The sequence below is a fragment of the Mesorhizobium sp. M4B.F.Ca.ET.143.01.1.1 genome (genome assembly GCF_004792275.1).
Taxonomy (GTDB): domain Bacteria; phylum Pseudomonadota; class Alphaproteobacteria; order Rhizobiales; family Rhizobiaceae; genus Mesorhizobium; species Mesorhizobium abyssinicae.
The window spans coordinates 88,247-112,439 of sequence record NZ_SRSR01000013.1 but is presented as its reverse complement, the minus strand read 5'-3'; the positions used below and the strand labels follow the sequence as shown (position 1 = coordinate 112,439).

Genomic DNA, 24,193 nt, shown 5'->3' with positions numbered 1-24,193 from the left:
TCGCCTCCTATCTTTCCAGGACCAGCGACTTGCCCTCGAAGCGCGAGACGCAAGGCATGATCTTGCAGCCGGAACGATGGTCTTCCTCGCTCAGCCAGTGGTCGTTGTGGATGAACTTGCCGTCGGAAGAGATGACATTGGTCTCGCACTGGCCGCAGACGCCGCCGCGGCAGAGATAGGGCGGATCGACGCCGGCGGCCTCGATCGCCTCGAGCAGGCTCTGCTGCGAGCCGACGCGGATCGTCTTGCCGCTGACGGCCAGCGCCACATCGAAAGGCGCGCCGGGCTGCGGCGCCGCGAAATGCTCGAAATGCACCGTTTCCGACGGCCAGCCGAGAGCGGCGGCGCGGTCGCGCACCCAGTTGATCATGCCCGCCGGGCCGCAGACATAGAGATGCGTGCCGAGCGGCTGCGTCGAAAGCAGACGGTCGAGATCGATGCGCTCGTCGCGATCGTCATGGTAGAGTTTCACCCGGCGGTCGTAGCGCTGCTGCAGTATATCGGCATAGGTGCCGAGCGAAGCGGTGCGGCAGGTGTAGTGCAGCTCGAAATTGCCTCCCGATCCCGCCAGTTGCGCGGTCTGAGCCATGAACGGCGTGATGCCGATGCCGCCGGCTAGCATCAGGTGCTTCCTGGCTCTCAGGTCGAGCGAGAACAGGTTGACCGGATAGCTGATCACCATCTCCAGGCCGGGCTTGACCGACCTGTGCATGAACAGCGAGCCGCCGCGGCCGACATCGTCGCGGCGCACCGAGATCGTGTATTCGCTGGTATTGAGCGGCGAGCCCATCAGCGAATAGGGGTTGAGCCTGGTGCGGTCGCCATCGCGCATCTCGACCACGACATGAGCGCCGCCTGAAAAGGTCGGCAGGAGTTCAGCGTCGCGGCGGCGGAAATGGAAGCGGGTGACCAGGTCGTTGACGGGGACGACATCGCTGACGACGACGTCGAGTTTGGTGGTGCCGGTGCTCATCGGAAGACCTCCTCCATTGGAGGAATCTCTGAGCGATCCTCGGCATTGATGCAGACGCCCTGGAAGGCGGCGAGGCGCCGCGAATAGTGGTCGCGCACCAGAAGCAGCAGGCCGCAATGCGCGCAGGTCGCCGGCTGCGTCGTCACGTGCTCGGTGATGCCCTTGCAGTGCACGCACTGCATGCGGCGCGCCAGCGAGCCGCGATGCTCGGTCTGCATGGAGGTGTGGTCGATGCCGGCCTCGAGCGCCACCTGCATGGCCTGGCCGATCAGCCCTTCGGTGCCCGAAAGATAGAGGCGCAGGCCCATATGGGCGTTGGTCAGCGTCTGCCTCAATCGCGGCAGCAAGCTGGCGAAGGACGGCGGCAGATGGAGCTGTGCCGGCTTCAGCGCTTCGAGAGCGGCGATGTGCTTGCCGTCTGGAGCCGCAATGAAGACGATCTCGGCGCCGTCGAAGAAACCGGCCGGCGCCTTGCCGGCCATGTCGATGATCGCGAGCGCGCCTTCGGCATCCGCCACGAAAAGGTGGTGCTTGCCGGGCTGCGGAGACAGGGTTCCGTAAACGGGCCGGCTGATGATCGTCTTGGCTGCCATTCTACCTTAGATCAGTTGGAGCATGATCTTTTCCGAAAACCGGTTCCCACTTTTCGGGATCATGCTCTAGTGCCTCGAAACCCCTCCCCGTTGATAATGCCTCAGCCCTTGGCGGTGCGCTTGGTCTTTTTGGGATCATCGAACGGCAATGGCTGCGCCGTCGCCCTGATCGAGCCGCTTCTGTTGCGAATCTCGAGCCTGGTGTCCTTGACGGCGCAGTCGACGTCGAGGCGGGCGATTCCCATCGACTTCTCGACCAGCGGCGAATACATGGCGCAGGTGACGACGCCGACCTTCTTGCCGTCGCGATAGACCGGCGCGCCCTCGTCGGCCGGCTCCCTGCCGTCGAGCAGGACGCCGTAGATCTTGAAGCGCTCCTTGCCCTTCAGGCGATAGTGCTCCTCGGCGCCGCGGAAGCCGGTCTTGCCGGGGCTGACGGTGAAGTCGAGGCCGAGTTCCCACAGCGTGTCGCCGGGGCCTTCGCTCTCGAACGGATACTTTTGGGAATTGTCATAGGGATAGAACAGCAGGTAGCTCTCGACGCGCAGCATATCGAGCGTGGTGAAGCGGCACGGGATGATGCCGACGCCCTTCCCCTCGTCGAGGATCCTGTCCCAGATCGTGCCGGCATCCTGGCCTCGGCAGAAGATCTCGTAGCCGCGCTCGCCAGTGTAGCCGGTGCGCGAGATCATCACCGGGAAACCGAACAGCTGCGTCTGCATGTGGTGGAAGTAGTTGAGGTCGCGAATGCCCGGCACGTGCTTGGCCAGGTAGTCGACGGCGGTCGGGCCCTGCAGCGAGAGGTCGTGCAGATTGTCGTCGAAGCGTAGCGAAACGTCGCGGCCCGCCGCTGCGCGCTGCAACTCCTCATGGCCGGTGCCGGAGCCGTGCACGACCATCCAGCTGTTGGGGCTGATGCGGTAGATGATGCAGTCGTCGGTGAACTTGCCGGCCTCGTTCAGCATGCAGGCATAGGCCGACTTGCCGGGATAGATCTTCTCGACGTCGCGGGTGGTGGCGAGGTCGATGAGGTGCGCGGCGTGCGGCCCGGTGATGTGAACCTTCTTCAGGCCGGAGACGTCCATCAGGCCGGCCTTGGTGCGGATGGCGACATATTCCTCGTCGGCATCCTTGTCGTAGGTCCAGGCGGTGCCCATGCCGCTCCAGTCCTCGAGCTTCGAGCCGAGCGCGCGATGGCGGTCCGCCAAGGTCGAAAATCTCCAGGATGCCGTCATCCGATCGTCCTCCGTCAGAAAGTCATTGCTGTTCCCTGCTCCTTGGCTCGATGGCCGGAGCTTTGATCGAATATTGACCGCAAACGACGAAGCGCTGCAATCCCCTTGAAGCAAATAATTTCATTGTCAGGCAAATTTCTTGACATGGAACGAACGGTTCACAACCCGGAAATGCGGCTTGACAATTCCGGAATTCGGTCGGAATTTATGAAAAAAATTTCACTCTGTTGAAAGAGTGAGACGCCCGGCCGATTCGGGACCGGACGTCGAGAGAAGGGGAAAACCGATGTCCGACCTGCAGCAGCGCATCGAAGCGCTGTACCGTTCCGACGTGCGCGGATCCGCGCTCCTGATCATTTGCCTGTGGGCGACGATCCTCTTCGTCCTCATCATGACATGGCCATACATTCCGCACGCCGGCATCAAGCTGGTCGTCGCGGTCGCCGCCGGCGCCGTGCTGATCTTCAACACGGCCGCCATCCTGGCGATGGTCAACCACTACAAGGAAGACAAGGACTTCATCTACGGGCTCGACATCAAGAACGCCGACGCGTTCCGCAACCGCAAGGGGTAGACAGCATGTCCCGCTACAAGCCGCCGGAACAGAGCAAGGCCGGCCAGATCCTCGATATCGCTGTGGTCGTGGTCGCCATTTTCGTGGCGCTTTGGCTGCCGCTGAAGCTCGGCCTCGCCGGAGCCGCGAAGTCCATCGATCCGCTCGACGCCAAGACTTGGGACGCGCTTGGCCAGAATGCGACCATGGCGTCGATCTGGGAGAAGCTCGGCTACACGCCCGAGACCGCGCACGACATCATCCAGAACCGCTTCCACTATGTGATCGACTGGCCGACGCTGATCATCATGGCGGCGGTGCTGATCGGCTATTTCGTGTTCCTGTTCCGCGCATCGGACCGGGAATATCGCGAAGTCATCAACGAAAAGTTCGACGACAAGTAACCCGGGGACACGATCATGTGGATACCGCTGTCTTACGCCTGCTGGGGCATCTCGATCGTGCTCGCGCTGTGGATGCTCTACGACTGGTTCAAGGTCGATACGACCTATTCCGAGGAGGTGCTGACCTCCTCGCGCGAAGGCGAGCTTGAAGCCGTTTCCGAAAAGCACCGGATCTGAGTGGGGATTGATCGATGACGGTCGCGCTTGACAACACCACCACCATCCACGGCGACAGGGTCTCGCTGCTCCGGGTGCTCGGCCCCGCCCATGTCTGGGCGCTCGGCGTCGGCATCGTGCTGGTCGGCGAATTCACCGGCTGGAATTTCGCCGCCGACAAGGGCGGCGCGCTGGCGGCGCTGATCGTCTGCTGGCTCGTCGGGCTGCTCTACACCTCGGTCGCCATGATCGATTCCGAGGTGACATCGACCGTCGCCGCCGCCGGCGGCCAGTACGCCCAGGCCAAGCACATCGTCGGGCCGCTGATGGCCTTCAACGTCGCGCTGTTCCTGGTCTTCGCCTACACGATGCTGGAAGTGTCGGACGCCATCCTGCTCGGCGACACGATCGTCGCCAAGGCCGGCGTCGAGGGCCTAACGCACAATTCCTTCATCGCCGCCACCATCGTGGTGCTGGCCTGGCTGAACTATCGCGGCGTGCTGATGACGCTCAACGTCAACTTCGTCATCACCGCGATTGCCTACATCTCGATCGTCATCCTGTTCTTCTCGGTGAGCCCGTGGACGCAAGGCGCGGTGCTGAAGCTCAACGAACTGGTGACGCCCAGCAATGCGCTGCCCTATGGCTGGATCGGCGTCATCGCCGCCTTCCAGTTCGGCATCTGGTACTATCTCGGCATCGAGGGCACCACGCAGGCGGCCGAAGAAGTGCGCTCACCGGCGCGCTCGCTGCCCTACGGCACCATGGCCGGCATGATCACGCTTCTGATCGCCGCTGCCATGACCTGGTATGTCTGCGCCTCGATGATGCCGTGGGAGTATCTCGGCATCACCTATTATCCGCTTTGGGACGCCGGCAAGCTGACGGGCAGCCCGCTGCTCGAGAACCTGCTGTTCATCGCGACGCTGCTGGCAGCACTTGCCTCGGCCAATGGCTGCATCAACGATGCCGCCCGTGCATGGTTCTCGCTCGGCCGCGACCGCTACCTGCCGAGCTGGTTCTCGGCGGTGCATCCGAGATACCGCACGCCCTACCGCTCGATCCTGTTCCTGCTGCCGATCGCGCTCGCCTTCGCCTTCATCGCCGACCTCAACCAGGCGATCACCTTCTCGATCCTGTCGGGCGTGCTGCAATACACCTTCATGAGCATCAACATCATGATGTTCCGCAAGAAGTGGCCGCTGGGTTCCATCCGCCGCGGCTACACGCACCCGTTCCATCCGCTGCCGGCGATCGTGCTGTTCTGCCTGTGCGTGGTCACCTTCTTCGCCATCTTCCTCGGCTTCGGCTCGCAGCTGATCGCGATGACCATCTTCTATTTCCTGATCTCGCTGTGGTTCCACTTCTACCGTTACAAATTCGTGCGCCGCGGCGACCAGTTCACCATGCCGTGGCCGAAGCCGCAGGGCTATTGAGTGGAAAGAAAGCCCGCCGGCTGACGGCGGGCTCTGGCGTGTCGAGATGTCTGAGTTGACGTCAACTTTGCTTGCCGGGGCGATTGCGCTTGCCGTCGTCGTCCACCTTGTGTGGCTCGCGCGCAAAAGCCGCAACCGGGCCAGGGAGGCGCTTGCCGCAGACACCGCCGGCATTCGCACTGTTGTTGCCGACGCCGTCGATATCTCCGACGGCACGGCTGGTGTCGCCATCTGGGCGGGCACCTGGAACGGGCTTCGTGTGCAGGTCCGCACCATCGTCGACACGCTGGCGACCAGAAAACTGCCGGCGCGCTGGCTCACCGTCACGGTCACCGAGCCTGTCGACGTTCCGGGAACTTTCGACATGATGATGCGGCCGGGCTCGGCGACCACGTTTTCCAATTTCGATCACCTTGGCCACACGCTGCCGAAGACCGCCGGCTTTCCCGTCGAGGCGGTGCTGCGCACGGACCGCAAGGGGGTCGCCTTCCCGCAGGACGTGATCACCGGCCATCTCGACATCTTCGCCGAGGGCCGGGCCAAGGAGCTGCTGGTCACACCGAAGGGCGTGCGCATCGTCTGGCTGCTGGCCGAGGCAGAGCGGGCGCGCTACGGCGTGTTCCGGCAGGCTGCGTTTGGCGACACGAAACTGGATCCGGCGCTGATCGAAAGGCTGCTGCAATCGGCCTCGACGCTTCGCGATGCCATCAACGAGCGCAAACGGCAGGCCGCATGACCGACAAAGCCAGTTCCCCCGCCCCGGCGAATCCGTATCTCGTGCTCGGTGCGGCGATCGTGCTGCCGGGGAGCGGACATGTCATGCTCGGCGTGCCGACGCGCGGGCTGCAATTCCTGTTCTTCATGGTGATCCTTGGCTGGGTGACCACCAAGGTGGCGGCACCGGACGCCAGTTTCGTCGGCCGTCATGCCGGCGGCTTCCTGATTTATGCGCTGTCGATCCTCGATGCCTACAAGATTGCACGCATCCGCTACACGCAATGGGCTCATAGTGACCGCCGAAGCGATGACGGCGCGGCCGGCGGCGCAGAGCCGCACACGTAACTAGAGGAAAATTTTTTTCATATGGTTGAATTCTAATTCCTCATTCGGTACATCATTTGAGAGCCATAAACGTCGGAGGCTGACATGTGCGGAATCGTCGGACTTTTCCTCAAGGACAAGTCGCTGGAGCCCAAGCTGGGCGCGATGCTGTCGGAGATGCTGATCTGCCTCACCGACCGGGGTCCGGACAGTGCCGGCATCGCCATCTATGGCGCACCGGCCGGCAACGAGGCCAAGATCACCATCCAGTCAGCGAAACCGGAACACGACTTCCGCGGCCTCGACGCTGAGCTCGCCAAGGCGATCGGCGCGCCGGTGAGCGTCGCGGTCAAGTCGACGCATGCGGTGATCAGGACGGCTCCGGACAAGGTCGACACCGCGCGTGAGGCACTGCAATCGCTTCGGCCCGATATCCGCATCATGGGCGCCGGCGAAGCGGTCGAGATCTACAAGGAGGTCGGCCTGCCGGAAGCCGTCGTCGAGCGTTTCGACGTGCGCTCGATGACCGGCACGCACGGCATCGGCCACACCCGCATGGCGACGGAATCGGCGGTCACCACGATGGGCGCGCACCCCTTCTCGACCGGAGCCGACCAATGCCTGGTGCACAATGGCTCGCTGTCCAACCACAACAATGTGCGGCGCGAGCTGATCCGCGAGGGCATGAAATTCGAGACCGAAAACGACACCGAGGTGGCAGCCGCCTATCTCTCCTCCAAGATCGCGCATGGCAAGAACCTCGGCGAGGCGCTGGAGGGCACACTCTCCGATCTCGACGGCTTCTTCACCTTCGTCGTCGGCACCAAGAACGGCTTTGGCGTGGTGCGCGACCCGATCGCCTGCAAGCCTGCCGTCATGGCCGAGACCGACCAGTATGTCGCCTTCGGTTCGGAATATCGCGCGCTCACCAAACTGCCCGGCATAGACAATGCGAGGGTCTGGGAACCGGAGCCCGCAACCGTCTATTTCTGGGAGCATTGAGTTCATGCCGGCAACCAACATATCCACCGCTCAGCGCGACCAGAGCCACGCCAGGGTGTTCGACCTTGCCGCACTGTCGCTGCGCGAGCTGAACCAGGCGCTGCATCAGCTGACCCCGGGCTCCAACGAGACGGCCTGGGAGGTGCTCAACCCCAAGGGCAGCCATTCGGTCGCCGTCGGCGTCGACCAGCCGGTCGCCATCGATGTGCGCGGCAGCGTCGGCTACTATTGCGGCGGCATGAATGCCGGCGGCGCCATCACCGTGCATGGCTCGGCCGGCCCCGGCGTCGGCGAGAACATGATGTCGGGCTCGATCGTGATCAAAGGCGACGCCAGCCAGTATGCCGGCGCCACCGGCCGCGGCGGCCTGCTGGTCATCGAAGGCAACGCGTCGTCGCGCTGCGGCATCTCGATGAAGGGCATCGACATCGTCGTGCACGGCAATATCGGCCACATGTCGGCCTTCATGGCGCAGTCCGGCAACCTCGTGGTCCTGGGCGATGCCGGCGATGCGCTGGGCGATTCCATCTACGAGGCGCGGCTGTTCGTGCGTGGCAAGGTCGAGAGCCTGGGCGCCGACTGCATCGCCAAGGAGATGCGGCCCGAGCATCTGGAATTCCTGCAAGGCCTGCTCGACCGCGCCGGCGTGACCGGCGTCAAAGCTTCAGAGTTCAAGCGCTACGGCTCGGCGCGCAAGCTCTACAATTTCAATATCGACAACGCCGACGCGTATTGAGGCAAGATGACCTATCGCAACCCGCCGACGACGCCGCGCAAATCCGCGACCTTCGACGATTACACGCTCTCCGAAATCCGCCGCGCCGCGGCGACCGGCATCTATGACATCCGCGGCGCCGGCGCCAAGCGCAAGCTGCCGCATTTCGACGACCTCTTGTTCCTCGGCGCCTCGATCTCGCGCTATCCGCTGGAAGGCTATCGCGAGCGCTGTGACACCAGCGTGGTGCTGGGCACGCGCCACGCCAAGAAGCCGATCGAGCTGAAGATCCCGATCACCATCGCCGGCATGAGCTTCGGCTCGCTGTCCGGCCCCGCCAAGGAGGCGCTGGGACGCGGCGCGACGCTGTCCGGCACCTCGACCACCACCGGCGACGGCGGCATGACCGAGGAAGAGCGCGGCCATTCCAAGCAGTTGGTCTATCAGTATCTGCCGTCACGCTACGGCATGAACCCGCGCGACCTGCGCCGCGCCGACGCGATCGAAGTGGTCGTCGGCCAGGGCGCCAAGCCCGGCGGCGGCGGCATGCTGCTCGGCCAGAAGATCTCCGACCGCGTCGCCGAGATGCGCACGCTGCCAAAGGGCATCGACCAGCGCTCGGCGTCGCGCCATCCCGACTGGACCGGGCCCGACGACCTCGAGATCAAAATCCTCGAGCTGCGCGAGATCACCGACTGGGAAAAGCCGATCTACGTCAAGGTCGGCGGCGCCCGCCCCTACTACGACACCGCGCTCGCGGTGAAGGCCGGCGCCGACGTCGTCGTCGTCGACGGCATGCAGGGCGGCACCGCCGCGACGCAGGAAGTGTTCATCGAAAATGTCGGCCAGCCGACGCTTGCCTGCATCAGGCCGGCGGTGCAGGCGCTGCAGGACCTCGGCATGCACCGCAAGGTGCAGCTGATCGTTTCCGGCGGCATCCGCAACGGCGCTGACGTCGCCAAGGCGCTGGCGCTCGGCGTCGACGCTGTGTCGATCGGCACGGCGGCGCTGGTTGCGCTGGGCGACAACGATCCCCGGTGGGAGGCGGAGTACAATGCGCTCGGCTCCACCGCCGGCGCCTATGACGACTGGCATGAAGGCCGCGACCCGGCCGGCATCACCACCCAGGACCCCGAGCTGATGAAGCGGGTCGACCCGATCGCGGCAGGACGGCGGCTGGCGAATTACCTGAAAGTGATGACGCTGGAGGCGCAGACGATCGCGCGCGCCTGCGGCAAGAACAGCCTGCACAACCTCGAGCCCGAGGATCTCGTCGCGCTCACCATCGAGGCGGCCGCCATGGCGGGCGTGCCGCTTGCCGGCACCAACTGGATACCGGGGAAGAACGGCTTCTAATCAATTGAAGGGCCAAGACCCAAATGCCTTGGGCCATGGCCGACAAAAAATGGGGAACTGGTGTGACTACTGATCTTGCAGAATTCGCAAGGGCGAAAAACGTCAAATATTTCATGATCTCCTACACCGACCTGTTTAGCGGGCAGCGTGCGAAGCTGGTGCCGGCACAGGCGATCGCCGACATGCAGAAGGACGGCGCGGGATTTGCCGGCTTCGCCACCTGGCTCGATCTCACCCCGGCGCATCCGGACATGCTGGCGGTGCCGGATCCAGCCTCCGTCATCCAGTTGCCGTGGAAGCCGGAGGTCGCCTGGGTCGCCGCCAATTGCGTCATGGACGACAAGGAGGTCGGCCAGGCGCCGCGCAATACGCTGAAGCGGGTGATCGAAGAGGCCGCCCGCGACGGCATGCATGTCAAGACCGGCGTCGAGGCCGAGTTCTTCCTGATCTCCCCGGACGGCAAGGCGATCTCCGACGAATACGATACCGCCTCAAAACCATGCTACGACCAGCAGGCGGTGATGCGCCGCTACGACGTCATCGCCGAGATCTGCGACCACATGCTGGCGCTGGGCTGGGGCCCGTACCAGAACGACCACGAGGACGCCAACGGCCAGTTCGAGATGAACTGGACCTTCGACCATGCGCTGGCGACCGCCGACAAGCACTCGTTCTTCAAATTCATGGTGAAGTCGATTGCCGAAAAACACGGCCTGCGCGCGACTTTCATGCCCAAGCCCTTCCAGGGCCTGACTGGCAATGGCTGCCATGCGCATATCTCGGTGTGGGACGAGACCGGCAAGACCAATGTCTTCGCCGACAATGCGATGGAGCTCGGCCTCTCGGCCAAGGGCAAGAACTTCCTTGGCGGCATCATGAAGCATGCTTCGGCGCTTGCGGCCATCACCAACCCGACGGTCAATTCCTACAAGCGCATAAATGCGCCGCGCACGATTTCGGGCGCGACCTGGGCACCGAACACGGTGACCTGGACCGGCAACAACCGTACCCACATGGTGCGCGTGCCAGGCCCGGGCCGTTTCGAACTGCGCCTGCCCGACGGTGCAGCCAACCCGTATCTGCTGCAAGCCGTCATCATCGCCGCTGGTCTCGATGGCATCCGCTCCAAGGCCGACCCGGGCAAACGCTACGACATCGACATGTACCAGTTCGGCCATACCGTGACGGACGCGCCGAAATTGCCGCTCAACCTGCTCGACGCGCTGCGCGAGTTCGACAATGACAAATCGCTGAAGACGGCGCTGGGTGAGGAATTCTCGTCGGCTTACCTAAAGCTGAAGCAGCAGGAATGGAATTCCTATGCTTCGCACTTCACGCAGTGGGAGCGCGACCACACGCTGGATATCTGAAGCATCGGACCGAATAGTGCGAAGCGGTTTTCGGACGAATCCGATGCGTTGAGGAAGACCACCAGCGCGACGCGAGCGATCTCGGAATGACCTTATGAAATATTCGATCTTCTCGCTCGCCCGCGCCGCCCTCTCCGGCCACAAGAACTGGCAGCGCACCTGGCGCGACGCCAGCCCGAAGGACCGCTACGATGTGGTGATCATCGGCGGCGGCGGCCATGGGCTGGCGACGGCGTGGTTCCTCGCCAGCGAGTTCGGCATCCGCAACGTCGCCGTCCTCGAAAAGGGCTGGATCGGCTCCGGCAATGCCGGCCGCAACACCACGATCATCCGCTCCAACTACGGCCTGCCCGGCAATACCGGCTTCTACGAGCTGTCGATGAAGCTGTGGGAGCGGATGGAGCAAGACCTCAACTACAATTCGATGGTCAGCCAGCGCGGCGTCATCAACCTCTACCATTCCGACGCCCAGCGCGACGCCTATGCGCGGCGCGGCAACACCATGCGCATCAACGGTATCGACGCCGAATTGCTCGACCTCGCGGCGGTCAGGAAAATGATGCCGTTCCTGAACTTCGACAATGCGCGCTTTCCTGTGCAGGGCGGGCTCTTGCAGCGGCGCGGCGGCACGGCACGGCACGACGCCGTGGTGTGGGGCTATGCGCATGCGGCCAGCGCGCTTGGCGTCGACATCATCCAGAACTGCGAGGTTACCGGCTTCACGCGCGACGGCAATGGCAAGGTGACCGGTGTCGAGACCTCGCGCGGCCGCATCGGCGCCGGCAAGGTCGGCATGGCGGTCGCCGGCTCCTCATCGCGGGTCGCGGCGATGGCGGGCCTGCGCCTGCCGATCGAAAGCCACGTGCTGCAGGCCTTCGTCTCCGAGGCGATCAAGCCGCTGCTGCCCAATGTCATGACCTTCGGCGCCGGCCACTTCTATGTCAGCCAGTCGGACAAGGGCGGCCTGGTCTTCGGCGGCGACATCGACGGCTACAATTCCTACGCCCAGCGCGGCAACCTTCCGGTCATGGAGGATGTCTGCGAGGGCGGCATGGCGCTGATCCCGATGATCGGCCGCGTCAGGCTGCTGCGCCAGTGGGGCGGCATCATGGACATGTCGATGGACGGCACGCCGATCATCGACAAGAGCCCTGTCGAAGGCCTCTATCTCAATGCCGGCTGGTGCTATGGCGGCTTCAAGGCGACGCCCGGCTCCGGCCTGGTCTTTGCCCATCTCATCGCCCGCGACGAAGCGCACAGGGAAGCCGCGCGCTTCCGCCTCGATCGCTTCCAGCGCGGCGCCATGATCGACGAAAAGGGCCAGGGCGCCCAACCGAACCTGCACTGAAGGCGGCCAGGAAATCATGCGTATTGTCTGTCCCTTCTGCGGCGAACGCGAACTCGGCGAGTTCACCTATCTCGGCGACGCCAAGCCGCAACGGCCGGCGGCGGACGCGGGCGAAGACGCCGTCTACGACTATGTCTACCTGCGCGACAACATCGCCGGCCCGATGAGCGAGCACTGGTATCATGGCGGCGGCTGCAGGGCCTGGCTGAAGGTCACCCGCAACACGCTGACGCATGAGATTTCGGCTGTCGTGCCCGCTGCTGGCGTCGGTGCGGCAAAGGTTGACGCGTGATGGTGGGCGACGCGCAAACACACCGGCTGGCAGACGGCGGCCTCATCGACCGCTCGGTGCCGCTGAGCTTCCGCTTCGACGGCAAGACCCTGCTTGGCTTCCAGGGCGACACGCTGGCCTCGGCGCTGGTCGCCAATGGCGTCAAGCTGGTCGGGCGCTCGTTCAAGTACCACCGCCCGCGCGGCATCCTGACGGCGGGATCGGAAGAGCCGAACGCGCTGGTCGAATTGCGCAGCGGCGCAAGGCGCGAGCCGAACACCAAAGCGACGACAGCGGAACTGTATGACGGTCTCGAGGCCGCCAGCCAGAACCGCTGGCCGTCGCTGCGCCACGATTTCCTGTCGGTCAACCAGCTGTTCGCGCCGATCTTCGTCGCCGGCTTCTACTACAAGACCTTCATGTGGCCGGCGAAGTTCTGGGAAGCGATCTACGAGCCGGCGATCCGCCGCGCCGCCGGTCTCGGCCACGCCGCTGGCATTGCTGATCCCGACCACTATGACAAGGCCTGGGCGCATTGCGACGTGCTGATCGCCGGCTCCGGTCCGGCGGGACTGGCGGCGGCTTTGGCGGCAGGCCGCAGCGGGGCGCGCGTCATCCTGTGCGAAGAGGATTTTGTCCCGGGCGGCCGCTTGCTTGCTGACGGCGGAACGATCGACGGCCTGCCGGCCGCCGCATGGATTGCCCGCACGCTGGCCGAGCTTGGCTCGATGCCCGATGTCCGCATCATGACGCGCACGACGCTGTTCGGCGTCTATGACGGCGGCACCTATGGCGCGATCGAGCGCGTCAACGACCATCTGCCAGTTCCGCCGGAGCACCAGGTGCGGCAGCGGCTGTGGCGGATCGTGGCGAAGCGCAGCATTGTCGCGGCAGGCGCGATCGAGCGGCCGATCGTCTTTGCCGGCAACGACACGCCCGGCGTAATGATGGCTTCCGCCATGCGCAGCTACATCGGCCGCTATGCGGCAACGCCCGCAAAACGCGTCGCGCTGTTCACCAACAACGAGGACGGCTGGCGCACGGTCGAGACGGCGATTGCCGCCGGGCTGCAGGTCGCGGCGGTGATCGATGCGCGGCCGGATGTCTCGCCGCAGCATCGCTCGCTTGCTTCGAAGAACGGCTTCCCGGTGCTCAATGGCTCAGTTACCGGCGTCGACGGCGGCAAGGACGGCGTGCGCAAGATCGCCGTCTCGCTGACCGGCGGCGCGCGCGCCGAGGTCGACGCCGACGGGCTTGCCGTTTCCGGCGGCTGGAATCCTTCGGTCGGGCTGACCTCCTATCATCGCGGCCGGCCGAAATGGCGCGACGACATCGCCGCCTTCGTGCCGGATGGCGCGCCGCCCGGCATGGTCGCTGTAGGCGCCGCCAACGGCGCCTTCGGCCTCGGCGCTTGCTTGCGCCAGGGGTTTGAGGCCGGCGCCGCTGCCGCAAGCGATAGCGGGCGCGGCGGCACCGCAGGTTCAGCGCCGGTCGCCGACGACGAGGCCTTCTCGCTCACCCCGCTCTGGCACATCCCCGGCAAGGGCAAGGCCTTCGTCGACCAGCAGCACGACGTCACCGCTTCCGACGTCGAACTGGCGCAGCGCGAAGGTTTCGAATCGGTCGAGCACCTCAAGCGCTACACCACGCTCGGCATGGCGACCGACCAGGGCAAGACCTCCAACATTGCCGGCCTCGCCATCATGGCCGCCGTCACAGGCAAGTCGATCCCGGAAATCGGCACGACGATCTACCGGCCGCCCTATGTGCCGGTCGCCATCGGCGCCTTCGCCGGCCACCATCGCGACGAGACCTTCCATGCGACGCGCCTGACGCCGTCACATCACTGGGCGGCGGAACAGGGCGCGGTGTTCGTCGACACCGGTTTATGGAAACGGGCGCAGTGGTATCCCCGCGCGGGCGAAAAGGACTGGCTGGAATCGGTGACCCGCGAGGTCAAGGCGGTGCGCGGCGGCGTCGGCTTCTGCGATGTCTCGACGCTGGGCAAGATCGACGTGCACGGTCCCGACGCCGGCGTTTTCCTCGACCGCGTCTACATCAACTCGTTCTCCAACCTCGCCGTCGGCAAGGCGCGCTACGGGCTGATGCTGCGCGAAGACGGCATCGTCTACGACGACGGCACGACTTCGCGGCTGGCCGAGGATCATTATTTCCTCACCACCACCACCGCCAAGGCCGGGCTGGTGATGCAGCATCTCGAATTCTGCCGCCAGGTGCTGTTCCCCGAACTCGACGTGCAGCTGTCTTCGGTCTCCGACCAGTGGGCGCAGTTCTCCATCGCCGGGCCGAAGACCCGTGACCTGCTTCGCGAAATTGTCGATCCCTCGGAAGACCTGTCGAACGAAGGCTTTCCGTTCATGGGCGCGCGCGAAGTCGCCTTGCGCGGCGGCATCAAGGCCAGGCTGTTCCGCATTTCCTTCTCCGGCGAAATGGCGTTCGAGATTTCGGTGCCGGCGCGTTGCGGCGAGGCGCTGGTGCGCAATCTGATGATTGCGGGAAAATCGTTCGGCGTGACACCCTATGGCACCGAGGCGCTCGGCGTGATGCGCGTCGAGAAGGGCCATGTCGCCGGGCCGGAGCTCAACGGCACCACGACCGCCGCCGATCTCGGCCTCGGCAAGATGATGTCGACCAAGAAGGATTTTATCGGCCGCGTCATGGCCGGGCGCGAGGCGCTGGTTGCGCCGGACCGGCAGGTGGTCGTCGGCATCAAGCCGACCGACAAGGCGCGGCGGCTGCGCTCCGGCGCGCATGTCATTCCGAAGGGCGAGATCCCCGGCCCCGGCAACGACCAGGGCTATGTCACCTCGGTCTGCTTCTCGCCGACACTCGACCAGTGGATCGGGCTCGGGCTGGTCGAACGCGGCCGCGAGCGCATCGGCGAGATCGTGCGCGCGCACGACCCGCTGCGTGGCGAGCAGTACGATGTCGAGCTCTGCAATCCCGTCTTCTACGATCCGGAAGGAGGGCGCCAGCGTGGCTGAGTTTTCCTGGGATATCCGCAGCCCGCTCGACCGCACCCTCGTCACCGGGCCGTATGGCGCGCGGGGTGAAGCCGGCTTGTCGCTGACCGAGATCCGCAATTTCGACCTCGTCCAGGTGATGGCGCGCCGCGGCAAGGCGGCCGAGATGGCCGCGGCCGCGAAGGCCCGCTTCGGTGTCGCCGCGCCGGAAACGCCGAAGGCGGTCGGCACCGCCGACGCGACGCTGATCTGGTCCGGACCGGATCAGTTTTTCGTGCTGTCGAAAGGCGGCAGGCACGGGATTGAGGCGCTTGCCTCGGTCTTTGCCGGATCGGCATCGCTTTCGGACCAGTCGCATGCGCGGGCGTTGATCAGCGTATCCGGGCAGAGAGCGCGCGCGATGCTCGCCAAGCTGTCGTCGATCGATCTGCATCCCGATGTGTTTGCGGTGGGCATGGCGGCTGCGACCTCGATGGATCACACCAGCGTCACGCTGTGGCGGGGTGGTGATCGCGGCGGACAGGCGGTGTTCAACCTGCTGGTGTTTTCGACCTTCGCCGAAAGTCTCTGGCACACCATTCTCGATTCGGCCGCGGAGTATGGCGTTACGATCGGCCATTCCGAGGAACTGGCGTAGCGCATGTGCGCGCACCCCTCCTTCTCCCCCTGTGGGAGAAGGTGGATCGGCGCGTTAGCGCCGAGACGGATGCGGGGTGCGCGACGGAGTGAGACCCTGGCGTTCCTTCGCGCACCCCTCATCCGTCGCCTTCGGCGACACCTTCTCCCACAAGGGGAGAAGGAGGAGCCGGCGCCATCTCCACCTTGCCAAATCCAACCCCGCTGCTATTCTTGCTGCTAAACTAATTTCACACACAGGCAAACTTGTTGCTCGAAACATAGGGTCGAGATGAGCCAGTCGCCCTACCCCGCCGTCGCCTCCGGGCCGCCCCGGCCGAGCCTGATCCTCAGGCCTGGCCAGATCGCGCTGCCGCCCGGCATGGAGCGCTACACCGTGCAGGGCAATGGCGCGGTGCTGATCGACGTCGAGGCCGGCGATACGGTGAGCGTGCGCAATATCGAAGGCGGACAGGCCTGCGAGCTGTTGGCCTGGGGCAAGGACGGCGTCACCGATCCCGGCATTTTCGGCGAGGCCGCAAACAGCAACGCCGCAGGCATCAAGGCGCTGCTGGCGGATGACGACGACAGCTTGTCGGCGCTGCGTCTCGGCCTGCAACGCCGCCAAGTTCAGCTTGAGCAACCGAAGGCCGTGCGCGTCTTCGGCGGCGCGACGCCCCCCGGCACCGAGCAAAGTTTTGTTCTGCAGCGCGACGGCGCAATCCTGATTGCCGCGCCCGGCGGGCCGATGCTGGTCGACGGCCACGACACCGCGACGCCGCTCACCGTCATCGTGCGCCGCGCGACGATCCGGCTGAAGGCGAAGTCCGGGCTTGCCGATCCGCTCGCCGATCCGGTGCTCGATCTCAGGGTCCATTCGGCGACCGCCGAAGCCTATTTCGTCAAGGCCGGCGACTATCTGCAGATCATCGATGTCGACGGCCGCCAGTGCACCGACTTCCAGTGTTTTTCGGCGCGCAAGCTGGACAAGGGCCGCGACCTGCCGCTCGACGTGACGACGACGCGCACGCTGATGGGCGCCGCCTATCCGATGCCCGGCCTGCACTCGAAATATTACGACCAGGACATGGAGCCGCTGGTCGAGGTGGTGCAGGACACTTGCGGCCGCCACGACGCCTTCGCGCTCGCCTGTGCGGCCAAATATTACGACGATATTGGTTATCCCGGGCACACCAACTGCTCGGAGAATTTCAACAAGGCGCTTTCGGACAAGGGCGTCACGCCCCGCGCCGGCTGGATGGCGATCAACTTCTTCTTCAACACGGCAATCGACGCGCATGGCGTCATGGTGTCGGACGAGCCATGGTCGCGGCCGGGCGACTATGTGCTGTTGCGCGCACTGACCGACATCGTCTGCGTCTCCTCCGCCTGCCCCGACGACACCACGCCCGCCAATGGCTGGAATCTCACCGACATCCATGTGCGCACCTATTCCGGCCAGCACAAATTCTCGCGTGCGATCGCCAGACGCATGACGCCCGATTCGGAACCGAAGATGACCCGAGAGACAGCTTTTCATTCGAGCTTTGCCAAGCACACGCGCGACTTCGCCGAGTACAGGGGCTACTGGCTGGCCAACTCCTTCGCCAAAGAGGGCGCCATCGCCGAATACTGGGCCTGCCGGCAGGCGGCGGTGATCATGGACCTGTCGCCGCTGCGCAAGTTCGAGGTGACAGGACCGGATTCCGAAGCGCTGCTGCAATACACGCTGACCCGCGACGTCAAGAAGCTCGGCGTCGGCCAGGTCGTCTATTCGGCGATGTGCTACGAGCATGGCGGCATGATCGACGACGGCACGCTGCTGAGGCTCGGCAAGGACAATTTCCGCTGGGTCGGCGGCGACGACCTGTCCGGCGAATGGCTGCGCGAGACGGCCAGGAAACTCGGCCTCAATGCGCTGGTGCGCTCGTCCACCGACCAGATGCACAACATCGCCGTGCAGGGCCCGAAGAGCCGCGACATCTTGAAGGAGGTCGTCTGGACCTCGCCGCTGCAGCCCTCGATCGGCGAGCTCGAATGGTTCCGCTTCGCGGTCGCCCGCATCGGCGGCGGCAACGGCGTTCCGGTGGTCGTCTCGCGCACCGGCTATACGGGCGAGCTCGGCTACGAGATCTGGTGCCATCCGCGCGACGCCGAAAAGGTGTTTGACGCCATCTGGGAGGCCGGCCAGCCGCATGGGCTGAAGCCGATGGGCCTGCAGGCGCTCGACATGGTGCGCATCGAGGCCGGGCTGATCTTCGCCGGCTACGAGTTCTCCGACCAGACCGATCCGTTCGAGGCCGGCATCGGCTTCACCGTGCCGCTGAAGACCAAGACCGACGACTTCATCGGCCGCGACGCGCTGATAAGGCGCAAGGAACATCCGCAGACGAAACTGGTCGGCCTCGACATCGATGCGAACATCCCTGTCGGCCACGGCGACTGCGTCCATGTCGGCCGCGCCCAGATCGGCGTCGTCACCTCCGGCATGCGCTCTCCGCTGCTCGGCAAGACCATCGCCCTGGCGCGGCTCGACGTCACCCATGCCGACATCGGCACTGAGGTCGAGGTCGGCAAGCTCGACGGCCATGCCAAGCGGCTGCCGGCGCGAGTCGTGGCCTTCGCGCATTACGACCCGCAAAAGACGAAACCGCGCTCCTGACGGCCGCCTCCAAGGCCTCATCCGACCGTCTTGATGGCGGCCGCAGTGGCGTCCGTGCCATGTTTCGCAAGCGTGATGTGCACGGCGCCACAAAACGCTTGACGTGAAAGCGCGTCGGATCAATCTTCACTGTTAAGAAAAAAATGCGACTGAGTGGAAACACTACAGCCGTTCGAAATGAGGCCGGGGGGAAGCTTCGCGCAGCCGAGGCACACCGGCGGGGAACAGCAAAAAAGGGGAATTCATACATATGAGCACAATGAGCACGGTCCTTGAGCAGCCTGCGGAAGGCAAGCTGCTCAGGCATATCGACTGGCGTGGCGCCTTTTGGGTGGCAAGCGGCGTTCCCGCCCTCGTCCTGTTCTCCATCGGCGGCATTGCCGGCACGACCGGAACCCTGGCTTTCGTGATCTGGACGGTGTCCATGATCATGGGCTTCCTGCAGTCGTTCACCTATGCCGAAATCGCCGGTCTGTTCCCGAACAAGTCCGGCGGCGCCTCGATCTACGGCGCCACCGCCTGGCTGCGTTACTCGAAATTCATCGCGCCGCTGTCGGTGTGGTGCAACTGGTTCGCCTGGTCGCCGGTGCTGTCGCTCGGCTGCTCGATCGCCGCCGCCTACATCCTCAACGCGCTGGCGCCGATCCCGGTCTTCAGCGAGACCTCGCCGGAAGTGGTCGCCTATATCGCCGCCCATGCCGGCACGGCGCCCGCCGATGCCATCGCGGCGGTGGCCGCCGCCGCGACGCCGGCGATCCGCACCTGGTCGCTCTGGGGCCATACGCTGGGTCCGGTGTCCTTCACCTTCAACGCCACCTTCTTCATCGGCGCGGTGCTGATGCTGATGATCTTCTCGATCCAGCATCGCGGCATCCTCGGCACGGCCAGTGTGCAGAAATATATCGGCCTTTTGGTCATCATCCCGATGCTGATCGTCGGCGTGGTGCCGATCTTCACCGGCCAGATCAACTGGGCGAACTTCTCGCCGCTGGTGCCGCTGGCGGCCGCCTACGCGCCCGACCCGGGAGCCTGGAACATCGCCGGCTGGACACTGGTGCTGGGCGGCATGTTCATCGCCGCCTGGTCGACCTACGGCTTCGAGACCGCCGTCTGCTACACGTCCGAGTTCAAGAACCCCGGCACCGACACGTTCAAGGCGATCTTCTATTCGGGCCTGCTCTGCATGCTGCTGTTCATCCTGGTGCCGTTCACCTTCCAGGGCGTGCTCGGCCTCAACGGCATGCTGGCGACGCCGATCGTCGACGGCTCCGGCGTCGCCGATGCGCTGGCCGGCATGGTCGGCGGCGGCAAGATCATCCACAGCCTGCTGGTCATGCTGATGATCCTGGCGCTGGTGCTCTGCATCATGACGGCGATGGCCGGCTCCTCGCGCACGCTCTACCAGGGCTCGGTCGACGGCTGGCTGCCGCGCTATCTCAGCCATGTCAACGAGCATGGCGCGCCGACGCGGGCGATGTGGACCGACCTCGTCTTCAACCTGGCCGTGCTGGCCATCGCCTCGGCCGACGCGACGAGCTTCTTCTTCATCCTCGCCGTGTCGAACTGCGGCTACATCATCTTCAACTTCCTCAACCTCAATGCCGGCTGGATCCACCGCATCGACAACGGCCACATCGCGCGGCCGTGGCGGGCGCCGACCTGGCTGCTCGGCATCGGGGCGATCTTCGCCTATGTCAACGCCGTCTTCATGGGCGCCGGCGCCAAGGTGTGGAACCCGATGGCGCTGTGGGCGGGCCTGATCACTGCGGCGCTGATCATCCCGGTGTTCTGCTTCCGTCACTACATCCAGGACGGCGGCAAGTTCCCCGACCATATGCTGGCCGATCTCGGCATGACGTCGGCCGACCTCAAGGTCAAGAAGGCGGGCGCCCTGCCCTATCTGACGCTGATCGCCGGCGTGGCGGTGATGCTGATCGCCAACTGGCTGTTCGTCATCTGACGCAGCGACCTGAGAACAAGATCGGGCGCGCCTCGGCGCGCCCGATCTCTTTTGTCCAACGGCCTCTCGTCAGCCCGCCCTGCGGATCGCCGTCTCCTCGAAGAACCGGTTCGGCGGCCGCTTCAGGCCGAGATTCTCGCGCAGCGTCGAGCCCTCATACTCGCGCCTGAAGATGCCGCGCCGCTGCAATTCGCTTCACACTTTTCCTGGAATTGCTCTAGCGCGCCGGCCCGCGACGCAGATCGTCCGCCATCGACCCGTGGCGATGGCGGACGATCCGAGGTTGCCACCACCTTATTCCGCGGCCAGCGCCAGCTCCGGCTTTTCGTTGTTCTGCGTCAGTTCGGACTCGGGCCCCTTGTCCTCGACCCCGGCCTTCCTGCGCTCGCGGCCGAAGAACAGCGCGTAGCCTGCCGGCAGCACCAGGATGGTGAGAACGGTGGCGACGAGGATGCCGCCCATCATCGCGTAGGCCAGCGGCCCCCAGAACACGGCGCGCGAGATCGGGATCAGCGCCAGCACGGCGGTGAGCGCCGTCAGCATGATCGGCCGGAAGCGGCGCACGGCGGCGCCGATGATCGCCTCGGATCGCTCCATGCCGGCGGCGATGTCCTGATCGATCTGGTCGACCAGGATGATCGAGTTGCGCATGATGATGCCGAGCAGCGCGATCACGCCGAGGATGGCGACGAAGCCGAAGGGCGCGCCGCTGATCAGCAGCGCCGCGGCGGCGCCGATGATGCCGAGCGGGCCGGTGGCCAGCACCAGCATCGCCTTGCCGAAATGCTGCAGCTGGATCATCAAGAGCACGACGATGATGGCCAGCATGATCGGCGCCTTGGCGGCGATCGAGGCCTGGCTTTCGGCCGAATCCTCGGCGCCGCCCTGGATCTCGACCTTGTAGCCGGGCGCCAGGCCGGCACGCAGGTCCTTCATGTCGTTGTACATCTTGGTGACGACGTCGTTCGACTGCACGCCGTCCGGCAGGGTGCCGCGCACCGTTATGGTCGGCAGGCGGTCGCGCCGCCACTCGATGCCTTGCTCCAGCACCGGAACGACCTTGGCCACCTGCGACAGCGGCACGAAACCGCCGAAATCGGTCGGGATGTAGACGGAATCGACCGAGGACAGCAGCTTGCGGCTCGCATCCGGCTCGCGGGCGACGATCGAGACGGTCTCCTCGCCGTCGCGGAAATCGTCGAGCGGCGCCCCGGACATGGTGGCCTGCAGCATCTGGCGGATGCGCTGTGAGGTGACGCCGAGCGCGCGGGCGCGATCCTGGTCGATGACCAGCTTCATCGCCGGCACCGGCTCCAGCCAGTCGTCATGGACGGCGCCAAGCAGCGGGTTGGCCTGGAACTTCGCCTTCACCTCGTCGGCGATGCGGCGCACCTCCTGGCGGTCCGGGCCCATGACGCGCATTTGCACCGGCCAGCCGGTCGGCGGACCGAGGAACAGGCGGTCGACCTTGGACCGGATCGATGGGAAATCCTCGGCCAGGATGGTGCGCAGCTTGACGATCAGCCGCTCGCGCGCCGGTTCGTCCTTGGCCATCACCAGGAGCTGGGCGAAGTTCGGATTCCTGAGCTGCTGGTCGAGCGGCAGGAAGAAGCGCGGCGCGCCCTCGCCGATATAGGTGGCGATGAAGCGCTTGTCCGGATCGTCCATCATCTTGCCTTCGAGCGCCTTGGCCTGCGTCTCGACCTCCTTGATCGAGGTGCCTTCCGGCAGCCAGAGGTCGACGAGGATTTCGGGCCGGGAGGACTGCGGGAAGAAGTTCTGCGGAATGAACTGGAACGCCCACAGGCTGGTGGCGAAGGTGACCAGCGTCATCACCAGCACGATGATGCGATGGCGCACGGCCCAGCCGACGGTGGCGCGCAGGCGGCGGTAGAAGCGCGTGTCGAAGACATCGTGATGGCTGCCGGCATGCTTGCGCTGCTTCAGGATCATGTGGCCGAGCCATGGCGTGAAATAGACCGCCACGAACCAGGATACGACCAGCGCGATGCCGACGACGTAGAACAGGGTGCGCACATATTCGCCGGCGGTCGACGCGGCGAAGCCGACGGGGATGAAGCCGGCGGTGGTGATGAGCGTCCCGGTCAGCATCGGGAAGGCGGTCGAGGAATAGGCGAAGCTCGCCGCCTCGATCTTGACCAGCCCCTCCTCCAGCTTGCGCTCCATCATCTCGACGACGATCATCGCATCGTCGACGAGCAGGCCGAGCGCGATGATCAGCGCGCCGAGCGAAATGCGCTGCAGGTCGATGCCGAGCTCGTACATGATGGCAAAGGTGGCGGCGAGCACCAGCGGAATGGCGATGGCAATGACCAGGCCGGAGCGCCAGCCGATCGACAGCAGGGAGACGGCAAGCACGATCAGCAGCGCCTCGCCGAGCGCCTCCATGAACTCCTTGACGGCATCGCGGACGACTTCCGGCTGGTCGGAGATCTGGTCGACCGCGACGCCGTAGGGCAGGCCTTCCTCGAAGCGCTGGTAGGTCGCTTCGACATCCTTGCCGACGTCGGTGACGTTGAAGCCCTTGGCCATGACGACGCCAAGCTGGACGCTCTCATGGCCGTTGAAGCGGTACTTGCGCTGGAACGGATCCTCCAGCCCCGAAGAGACTGTGGCGATGTCGCCGAGCCGCGTCACCTGGCCGCCGGCGCGCAGGCGCAGTTCCCTGATGTCGGCGGCCCTGGTGACGTCGCCCTCGACCGAGATGCGCACCGAGCGCTGTCCGGTGTCGACCGAGCCCGCCGGATCGACATTGTTCTGGCCCTTGATCGCGTTCTGCAGGTCGGTCAGCGTCAGGCCGCGCTCGGCCAGCGCCTTCGACGAGACGTCGATATAGATCTTCTCGGGCTGGTCGCCGATGATGACGGCCTTCTCGACGCCCGGCGTCGTCAACAGCATATCGCGCGCCTGGATGGCGAACTTCTTCAGCTCCGGATAGCTGTAGCCGTTGCCGCTGATCGAATGCAGCGTGATGAAGGTGTCGCCGAACTCGTCGTTGAAATACGGGCCGAGCAGCCCCTGCGGCAGGTCGCTGGCGATGTCGCCGACCTTCTTGCGCACCTGGTAGAAGGCGTCCTTCACCTGCTCGGCATTGGTGTCGCCTTTCACCTGCAGGGTGATGATGGCGCTGCCGGCGCGCGTATAGGAGCGCACGAAATCGAGATGCGGCGTTTCCTGCAGCTTGCGCTCGATCTTGTTGACGACCTGGTCCTCCATCTCCTGGATCGAGGCGCCCGGCCAGACGGCCTGGACGACCATGACGCGGAAAGTGAAGTCAGGATCTTCCTTCTGGCCCATGCGCATCAGGCCGAGCGCGCCGGCAAGGATGATCAGGCCGAACAGGAAGCGCGCGATGCTGGGGTGGCCAATCGCCCAGCGCGAAAGATTGAAGGGCCGCTTCTCAGTGCTGTCGGTGGTCATCGGCGTCAGTCCATTCCGATTGATCGGCAAGGCACGCATCTGCGCGTGCTCACGATATTTCCGATGCTGGCTTCCGGG

20 protein-coding genes are annotated in these 24,193 nt (G+C 64.9%); 16 read left to right on the top strand and 4 right to left on the bottom strand.

Going from position 1 to position 24,193, the window contains the following annotated elements; translation table 11 throughout:
* Positions 1–7: 7 nt before the first annotated feature.
* The 3 genes from EN786_RS26710 to EN786_RS26700 all read right to left on the bottom strand — a co-directional run bounded on the left by EN786_RS26710 (position 8) and on the right by EN786_RS26700 (position 2,801).
* Complete coding sequence (locus EN786_RS26710; protein ID WP_127311184.1) at positions 8–973, bottom strand: PDR/VanB family oxidoreductase; 966 nt, start codon at positions 971–973, stop codon at positions 8–10.
* Positions 970–1,566 (bottom strand): dimethylamine monooxygenase subunit DmmA family protein, encoded by a 597-nt coding sequence (locus EN786_RS26705; RefSeq protein WP_127311183.1) that lies wholly within the window; start codon positions 1,564–1,566, stop codon positions 970–972. Before EN786_RS26705 ends, EN786_RS26710 begins: the two co-directional genes overlap by 4 nt.
* Before the next feature lie 101 nt (positions 1,567–1,667).
* Positions 1,668–2,801 (bottom strand): aminomethyltransferase family protein, encoded by a 1,134-nt coding sequence (locus EN786_RS26700; RefSeq protein WP_127311182.1) that lies wholly within the window; start codon positions 2,799–2,801, stop codon positions 1,668–1,670.
* A 286-nt stretch (positions 2,802–3,087) separates the two neighbouring features.
* On the opposite strand from EN786_RS26700, the gene EN786_RS26695 reads away from it, so the two are divergent.
* From EN786_RS26695 to EN786_RS26620, 16 genes are all read left to right on the top strand, one after another.
* Positions 3,088–3,375, top strand: coding sequence for a hypothetical protein (locus EN786_RS26695; RefSeq protein ID WP_127282582.1), 288 nt, complete (start codon positions 3,088–3,090; stop codon positions 3,373–3,375).
* A 5-nt stretch (positions 3,376–3,380) separates the two neighbouring features.
* Positions 3,381–3,758 (top strand): hypothetical protein, encoded by a 378-nt coding sequence (locus tag EN786_RS26690; RefSeq protein ID WP_127282581.1) that lies wholly within the window; start codon positions 3,381–3,383, stop codon positions 3,756–3,758.
* Positions 3,759–3,773: 15 nt separating this feature from the next.
* Entirely contained in the window at positions 3,774–3,935 is a 162-nt protein-coding gene (locus EN786_RS26685; protein ID WP_127282580.1) for a hypothetical protein, read from the top strand.
* A 14-nt stretch (positions 3,936–3,949) separates the two neighbouring features.
* Positions 3,950–5,350, top strand: a complete 1,401-nt coding sequence (locus tag EN786_RS26680; RefSeq protein WP_127282579.1) for an amino acid permease — start codon at positions 3,950–3,952, stop codon at positions 5,348–5,350.
* A 46-nt stretch (positions 5,351–5,396) separates the two neighbouring features.
* Positions 5,397–6,086 carry a hypothetical protein gene (locus tag EN786_RS26675; RefSeq protein ID WP_127311181.1) on the top strand — a complete coding sequence of 230 codons (690 nt, stop codon included), beginning with the start codon at positions 5,397–5,399 and terminating at the stop codon, positions 6,084–6,086.
* Positions 6,083–6,412 (top strand): hypothetical protein, encoded by a 330-nt coding sequence (locus tag EN786_RS26670; protein WP_127311180.1) that lies wholly within the window; start codon positions 6,083–6,085, stop codon positions 6,410–6,412. Before EN786_RS26675 ends, EN786_RS26670 begins: the two co-directional genes overlap by 4 nt.
* 84 nt (positions 6,413–6,496) lie before the next feature.
* On the top strand, positions 6,497–7,393 hold the full coding sequence (locus EN786_RS26665; protein WP_135909048.1) for a glutamine amidotransferase family protein: 897 nt from the start codon (positions 6,497–6,499) through the stop codon (positions 7,391–7,393).
* Positions 7,394–7,397: 4 nt separating this feature from the next.
* The gene (locus EN786_RS26660) at positions 7,398–8,129 is read left to right on the top strand and encodes a GXGXG domain-containing protein (protein ID WP_127312243.1); all 732 of its coding nucleotides are present in this window, start codon (positions 7,398–7,400) and stop codon (positions 8,127–8,129) included.
* Positions 8,130–8,135: 6 nt separating this feature from the next.
* Positions 8,136–9,464 carry an FMN-binding glutamate synthase family protein gene (locus EN786_RS26655; protein ID WP_126056046.1) on the top strand — a complete coding sequence of 443 codons (1,329 nt, stop codon included), beginning with the start codon at positions 8,136–8,138 and terminating at the stop codon, positions 9,462–9,464.
* A 62-nt stretch (positions 9,465–9,526) separates the two neighbouring features.
* Complete coding sequence (gene glnT / locus EN786_RS26650; RefSeq protein ID WP_127282574.1) at positions 9,527–10,834, top strand: type III glutamate--ammonia ligase; 1,308 nt, start codon at positions 9,527–9,529, stop codon at positions 10,832–10,834.
* Positions 10,835–10,928: 94 nt separating this feature from the next.
* The gene (locus tag EN786_RS26645) at positions 10,929–12,182 is read left to right on the top strand and encodes a sarcosine oxidase subunit beta family protein (protein WP_127310175.1); all 1,254 of its coding nucleotides are present in this window, start codon (positions 10,929–10,931) and stop codon (positions 12,180–12,182) included.
* 16 nt (positions 12,183–12,198) lie between these two features.
* A complete protein-coding gene (locus EN786_RS26640) occupies positions 12,199–12,474 on the top strand; it encodes a sarcosine oxidase subunit delta (RefSeq protein WP_135909046.1) in 276 nt (91 codons plus the stop codon).
* Positions 12,474–15,458 (top strand): sarcosine oxidase subunit alpha, encoded by a 2,985-nt coding sequence (locus EN786_RS26635; RefSeq protein WP_189524307.1) that lies wholly within the window; start codon positions 12,474–12,476, stop codon positions 15,456–15,458. Before EN786_RS26640 ends, EN786_RS26635 begins: the two co-directional genes overlap by 1 nt.
* Entirely contained in the window at positions 15,451–16,074 is a 624-nt protein-coding gene (locus tag EN786_RS26630; protein ID WP_127310173.1) for a sarcosine oxidase subunit gamma family protein, read from the top strand. Before EN786_RS26635 ends, EN786_RS26630 begins: the two co-directional genes overlap by 8 nt.
* 270 nt (positions 16,075–16,344) lie before the next feature.
* Positions 16,345–18,714, top strand: coding sequence for an aminomethyltransferase family protein (locus tag EN786_RS26625; protein ID WP_127310172.1), 2,370 nt, complete (start codon positions 16,345–16,347; stop codon positions 18,712–18,714).
* 250 nt (positions 18,715–18,964) lie between these two features.
* Positions 18,965–20,674: an APC family permease gene (locus EN786_RS26620; RefSeq protein WP_127282569.1), complete on the top strand. Its 1,710-nt coding sequence runs from the start codon at positions 18,965–18,967 to the stop codon at positions 20,672–20,674.
* Positions 20,675–20,968: 294 nt separating this feature from the next.
* Here the strand turns inward: EN786_RS26620 and EN786_RS26615 are convergent, their stop codons facing one another.
* Positions 20,969–24,115, bottom strand: coding sequence for an efflux RND transporter permease subunit (locus EN786_RS26615; RefSeq protein ID WP_135909044.1), 3,147 nt, complete (start codon positions 24,113–24,115; stop codon positions 20,969–20,971).
* Positions 24,116–24,193 lie beyond the last annotated feature (78 nt).

What these genes read in the sequence shown, in the direction of transcription:
- EN786_RS26615 (WP_135909044.1), bottom strand. Translation starts at nt 24,115, where the DNA reads ATGACCACCGACAGCACTGAGAAGCGGCCCTTCAATCTTTCGCGCTGG.
- EN786_RS26660 (WP_127312243.1), top strand. Translation starts at nt 7,398, where the DNA reads ATGCCGGCAACCAACATATCCACCGCTCAGCGCGACCAGAGCCACGCC.
- EN786_RS26675 (WP_127311181.1), top strand. Translation starts at nt 5,397, where the DNA reads ATGTCTGAGTTGACGTCAACTTTGCTTGCCGGGGCGATTGCGCTTGCC.
- EN786_RS26670 (WP_127311180.1), top strand. Translation starts at nt 6,083, where the DNA reads ATGACCGACAAAGCCAGTTCCCCCGCCCCGGCGAATCCGTATCTCGTG.
- EN786_RS26645 (WP_127310175.1), top strand. Translation starts at nt 10,929, where the DNA reads ATGAAATATTCGATCTTCTCGCTCGCCCGCGCCGCCCTCTCCGGCCAC.
- EN786_RS26685 (WP_127282580.1), top strand. Translation starts at nt 3,774, where the DNA reads ATGTGGATACCGCTGTCTTACGCCTGCTGGGGCATCTCGATCGTGCTC.
- EN786_RS26700 (WP_127311182.1), bottom strand. Translation starts at nt 2,801, where the DNA reads ATGACGGCATCCTGGAGATTTTCGACCTTGGCGGACCGCCATCGCGCG.
- EN786_RS26695 (WP_127282582.1), top strand. Translation starts at nt 3,088, where the DNA reads ATGTCCGACCTGCAGCAGCGCATCGAAGCGCTGTACCGTTCCGACGTG.
- EN786_RS26665 (WP_135909048.1), top strand. Translation starts at nt 6,497, where the DNA reads ATGTGCGGAATCGTCGGACTTTTCCTCAAGGACAAGTCGCTGGAGCCC.
- EN786_RS26635 (WP_189524307.1), top strand. Translation starts at nt 12,474, where the DNA reads ATGGTGGGCGACGCGCAAACACACCGGCTGGCAGACGGCGGCCTCATC.
- EN786_RS26710 (WP_127311184.1), bottom strand. Translation starts at nt 973, where the DNA reads ATGAGCACCGGCACCACCAAACTCGACGTCGTCGTCAGCGATGTCGTC.
- EN786_RS26625 (WP_127310172.1), top strand. Translation starts at nt 16,345, where the DNA reads ATGAGCCAGTCGCCCTACCCCGCCGTCGCCTCCGGGCCGCCCCGGCCG.
- EN786_RS26640 (WP_135909046.1), top strand. Translation starts at nt 12,199, where the DNA reads ATGCGTATTGTCTGTCCCTTCTGCGGCGAACGCGAACTCGGCGAGTTC.
- EN786_RS26705 (WP_127311183.1), bottom strand. Translation starts at nt 1,566, where the DNA reads ATGGCAGCCAAGACGATCATCAGCCGGCCCGTTTACGGAACCCTGTCT.
- EN786_RS26620 (WP_127282569.1), top strand. Translation starts at nt 18,965, where the DNA reads ATGAGCACAATGAGCACGGTCCTTGAGCAGCCTGCGGAAGGCAAGCTG.
- EN786_RS26655 (WP_126056046.1), top strand. Translation starts at nt 8,136, where the DNA reads ATGACCTATCGCAACCCGCCGACGACGCCGCGCAAATCCGCGACCTTC.
- EN786_RS26680 (WP_127282579.1), top strand. Translation starts at nt 3,950, where the DNA reads ATGACGGTCGCGCTTGACAACACCACCACCATCCACGGCGACAGGGTC.
- EN786_RS26690 (WP_127282581.1), top strand. Translation starts at nt 3,381, where the DNA reads ATGTCCCGCTACAAGCCGCCGGAACAGAGCAAGGCCGGCCAGATCCTC.